3 protein-coding genes and 2 pseudogenes are annotated in these 4,224 nt (G+C 64.0%); 2 read left to right on the top strand and 3 right to left on the bottom strand.

What is annotated here, in order from left to right:
• Positions 1-381, bottom strand: a pseudogene (locus tag EN969_RS19250) (porin family protein); the annotation flags it as partial.
• A gap of 457 nt (positions 382-838) precedes the next feature.
• Here EN969_RS19250 and EN969_RS19245 point away from each other — a divergent pair.
• The gene (locus EN969_RS19245) at positions 839-1,102 is read left to right on the top strand and encodes a DUF6460 domain-containing protein (RefSeq protein ID WP_013533620.1); all 264 of its coding nucleotides are present in this window, start codon (positions 839-841) and stop codon (positions 1,100-1,102) included.
• Between the two features lie 76 nt (positions 1,103-1,178).
• On the opposite strand, the gene EN969_RS19240 is transcribed toward EN969_RS19245, so the two are convergent.
• Complete coding sequence (locus EN969_RS19240; protein WP_063170026.1) at positions 1,179-2,084, bottom strand: histone deacetylase; 906 nt, start codon at positions 2,082-2,084, stop codon at positions 1,179-1,181.
• Between the two features lie 171 nt (positions 2,085-2,255).
• Here EN969_RS19240 and EN969_RS19235 point away from each other — a divergent pair, with 171 nt between their 5' ends.
• Positions 2,256-3,590 carry an MATE family efflux transporter gene (locus tag EN969_RS19235; protein ID WP_063170461.1) on the top strand — a complete coding sequence of 445 codons (1,335 nt, stop codon included), beginning with the start codon at positions 2,256-2,258 and terminating at the stop codon, positions 3,588-3,590.
• A 268-nt stretch (positions 3,591-3,858) separates the two neighbouring features.
• Here EN969_RS19235 and EN969_RS19230 read toward each other — a convergent pair.
• A pseudogene (locus tag EN969_RS19230) lies at positions 3,859-4,224 on the bottom strand (dihydroorotate dehydrogenase (quinone)); the annotation flags it as partial.

Raw genomic sequence — 4,224 nt, 5'->3', positions numbered from 1 at the left:
GGTTCCAAACAGCAGCGTCTGGTCGAAGCTCAAGCCGGCCTTGGCCTTGGCGGCACCGCGCCATTTTTCCTTGATCTTGCCGCCCCGGACGTCGTGCTCGGCGCCGCCCAGATAGGAGCCCTCGATCTCGGCACCGAGAACCGCTGGACCCATCTGCTGGTTGTAGCCGGCCTGAACGCCGCCGCTGAGACCATTCCTGCCGGCAAACGGGTTCGGCATCCCGGTGAACGCCGTGCCGCCATGCACGCCGACATAGGCGCCGCTCCACTGGAACGCGGGGGGATCATTGTAGGCGGGCGAAAGGTCGGCGGCCATCGCCGGCCCCAGGAGGTACATGGCAAGGGCACTTGCCGTCAGGATGATCTTTGCTTGAGAGAACACTGCATTACTCCAACACACGCGCGCATCCGGCAATCGATGCGCAGGTTTCCCGAAGAACTCGACCGTTGAGGCGGTCGGGCTCCGATTTGGTGTCTTTCAGGGATGGTTGCGCGGTCCTGGGACTGGCTTTCGCCAGTTGTGGTAGGGGGTCAGATCGCCCGCGCGGCCAATCGCCTGAAAGACGCCGACCGTCTCGCAGGCGAAAATTGCACGCACATTGCGGGAAATCGAAAAATGAAGGTTTTTCGCTTTGTTTTCAATAAATTAAAGCGATGTTGTTTACGCAAATTTAACAGTCTGGCGCGGGTTTAGTCCGTTTGGCAGCACAAGCCTGCCATGCAATCGCGCGGTGCAGGCCGTTGGCATCCCGCAAAACTCCCGGCTTGAAGCGGACAAGCCAAGTGCGTATGTCTGGCCGACGCCCTCGAGCCTGGGTGCCTCAATCGGGAGACGAGCCTTGTCCGCACTGACGCGCTTTCTTGGCGACTCGCCGCTCAAGGTGATCCTGAAACTGCTGGTGGTGTCTTTCCTCGTCGGCCTGGTCATGAATGCCTTCGGCTGGTCGCCGATGGATGTGCTCTACGGCATCCGGAAGTTCTTCATGGACCTGTGGAATCTCGGCTTCCACGCCATCGACCGCTTCCTCGGCTATATCCTGCTGGGCGCGGCTATCGTCGTGCCGGCCTTCATCCTGCTCAGGCTTGCCAACTACCGGAAGTAGAGCATGATCCCGAAAAGTGGGAACCGGTTTTCTCGGACAAACGGAAACCGTTTGTCCCGAGATCATGCTTGAAGAACTACCGGGCGTAGCCTGCGGCGACCTCGAACAGGATGGCGTGGCGCGCGGCAAGGGCGGGCACATCGGTGGAATAGCCACCGCCGATGACGCCGCAGACCGGAACGCCCTGCGCGCGAAAATGGCTGATGACCATGTCGTCACGGGCGCGCAGACCGTCATCCGACAGCGACAGCCTGCCAAGCCGGTCATCTGCATGGACGTCGACGCCGGCATTGTAGAACACGATGTCCCAATGCGCCTGGGCGGACAGCTCCGGCAGGATGGCGGCGAGCCTCTCGAGATAGGCAGCGTCACCCGTGCCATCGGGCAGCGCGACATCGAGGTCGGAGGCGATCTTGCGCACGGGGTAGTTGCGGTCGCCATGCATGGAAAAGGTGAACACGCGCGGGTCATCGGCGAGAATATCCGCCGTGCCGTCGCCCTGGTGCACGTCGAGATCGACGACCAGGATGTTTCGTGCCGCGCCTTCGGCCAGCAGCACCAATGCGGCGACGGCGACATCGTTGAAGGTGCAGAAGCCCGCGCCTTGCGCGCGCCGCGCATGGTGGCTGCCGCCGGCAGTGTTGCAGGCGATACCGTGGCGCAAGGCCAGCCGCGCCGCCAGCACCGTGCCGCCGGTGGCAAGCTGCGCGCGCAGCGAGACGCGGGGGCCGATCGGAAAACCGATCTCGCGTTCGATCTTTTCGGGCACGCGGCAGTTGACGACCTGGTCGACATAGTCCGCCGCATGGGCAAGCTCCAGCCATGAAGCCGGCGCCGGTTCGGCGGTGCTGAGCGCCTCGGGGCCGGCGAGGCCGCGTGTCCGCAGCGCCTCCATCAGCAGGGGATATTTGCTCATCGGAAAGCGATGGTTGACGGCGAAGCCGGCGTCGTAGTCGGGATGATGGACGATCTGCAGAGGCATGAACTCGTATCCGGCTGGCTCACGCCAGACCGGGATTTCGGTTGGCCGTCAAGGGATAGGTGATTGCGCGGTGGCCGGAAAATGGGGCACATCGACGGTTCCATCAAGCCGCAATCAGCAAGGCAGCAATCCTTGGACAAAGGTGCAACCCCAGCCGACGCCGGATCCCCGATCCTCTCGGGATCGCCGATTCACTCCGGATCATTTGTCGTCACCAACCGCTCCGTGCTCGCCATCGCGGTGCCGATGACGCTAGCCTATCTGACGACGCCGATGCTCGGCCTGGTCGACACGGCTGTCGTCGGCCAGTTCGGCGATGCCGCCTTGCTTGGCGGCCTGGCGGCCGGCGCATTGATCTTCGACGTCGTCTTCACCTCTTTCAATTTCCTGCGCTCGGGCACCACCGGCCTTGTCGCACAGGCGTTCGGGCGTGGCGATGCCCTGGAGGAACAGGCGGTGTTCTGGCGCGCCGTGCTGATCGCGGTTATCGCCGGCATCGTGCTCGCTGCCCTTGCGCCGCTGGTCGCCATCGCCGGGCAAAAATTCATGGGCGCCGAACCGCGCGTCAGCGAGGCGATGGGCGTCTACATCAGGATCAGGCTGCTTGCAGCCCCCTTTTCGCTGATCAACTACGCCATCCTCGGCTACGTGCTGGGGCGGGGCGAGGGCGGGCTTGGACTGGTGCTGCAATTGGTGCTGAACGGCATCAACATCGCGCTGTGCTTCCTGCTTGGGCTGGAACTTGGCTGGGGCGTCGCCGGCGTTGCCTGGGCGACCGTCACCGGTGAGTTCCTGGCCATGCTGCTCGGCCTGGCCATCGTGATCCGCCGGTTTCGCGCGGCCCCGCCCTTGCCGCGCCATCGCCTGCTCGACATGACCGCCTTCCTGCGCATGCTGTCGCTCAACCGCGACATCATGATCCGTTCGTTCTCGCTGCTCGCCGCCTTTGCATTGTTCACCCGCCAGGGCGCGCAGTTCGGCACGGTGACGCTGGCCGCCAACGCCGTGCTGATGAATTTCTTCCTCGTCGCCGGCTATTTCCTCGATGGCTTTGCCACCGCCGCCGAACAGCTGGCGGGCCGTGCCGTCGGCGCACGTGCCGCCGCACCGTTCCGCCAGGCCGTGCGGCTGACGCTGTTCTGGGGTTTCGGGCTGGCGGGAGCCGCGACGCTGGTAATGCTGTCTGGTGGCGCCAATCTGGTCGCTCTCGTGACGACATCGGAGGACGTCCGTTCGGTGGCCGACATCTACCTGCCATGGGCGGCATTCACGGCGCTGAGCGGTGTGCTGGCGTTCCAGATGGATGGCGTCTTCATCGGCGCGACCTGGTCCCGCGACATGCGCAACATGATGCTGCTGTCGTTCCTGGTTTTCGCGGCCGCGCTGCTGACCCTTGCGCCGGCCTTCGGCAACACTGGACTTTGGGCGGCGCTGCACGTCTTCCTGCTGGTGCGAGGCTTCAGCCTGCTGACGATCCTGCGGCTCAGGGTGCGGACGGCGTTTTAGACGGTGTCCCCCGGAAGGCCCTGCGCCGTCCAGGACACTGAGCGGCAGCTTCGCGATAGGAATTTTTTCTTGACTCGGTGACCTCAGCTGTGGTAGATTTTTGCCCATGGTGCTGATTTGCGCCAATGACCCGCCGCACTGGCGGGTTTTTTTTTTGATGCGCCGTCAGCCAACGCCCGGCGAAAGCTCCGAAGGAACCCTTTGACCCGAGTTCGTTGCACCATCTGCGAGCGGGCCGTCAGCCGCGACCTGCGCTCCTGAGAGCAGTTCAGAGTTGCCTGGACGCCCAGAAGTCGAGGCGGCTGTCGCGCAACTCGCAAATCGACTTCAGCCGTTCTTTTTCGACGAAACGGGCCATTCCGGAAAGAATACGGCCTGGCAGCGAAGGCCCGGCATAGATCATGCCGGTGTAGAGCTGCACCAGATCGGCACCCGCACGGATCTTGTCCAGCGCCGTATCGGCGGAATCGACGCCGCCGACGCCGACGATGGCAAGCTCCGGCCCGAGCAGTTTGCGCATCTTCGCCAGCACGATGGTCGAACGCTCGAACAGCGGCTTGCCGGAGAGCCCCCCGCTCTCGCGCGCGGTGTCGCCGCTGCGCAGTGGCGGTCGGGAGATGGTGGTGTTGGAGAC

Source organism: Mesorhizobium sp. M7A.F.Ca.CA.003.01.2.1 (assembly GCF_003998945.1).
Lineage (GTDB): Bacteria > Pseudomonadota > Alphaproteobacteria > Rhizobiales > Rhizobiaceae > Mesorhizobium > Mesorhizobium ciceri.
Note: the sequence above shows the minus strand (reverse complement) of the source record. Positions and strands in the feature narration are given on the sequence as shown.

Excerpts from the sequence above, each read along its gene's own strand:
- EN969_RS19240 (WP_063170026.1), bottom strand. The coding sequence starts at position 2,084 with ATGCCTCTGCAGATCGTCCATCATCCCGACTACGACGCCGGCTTCGCC.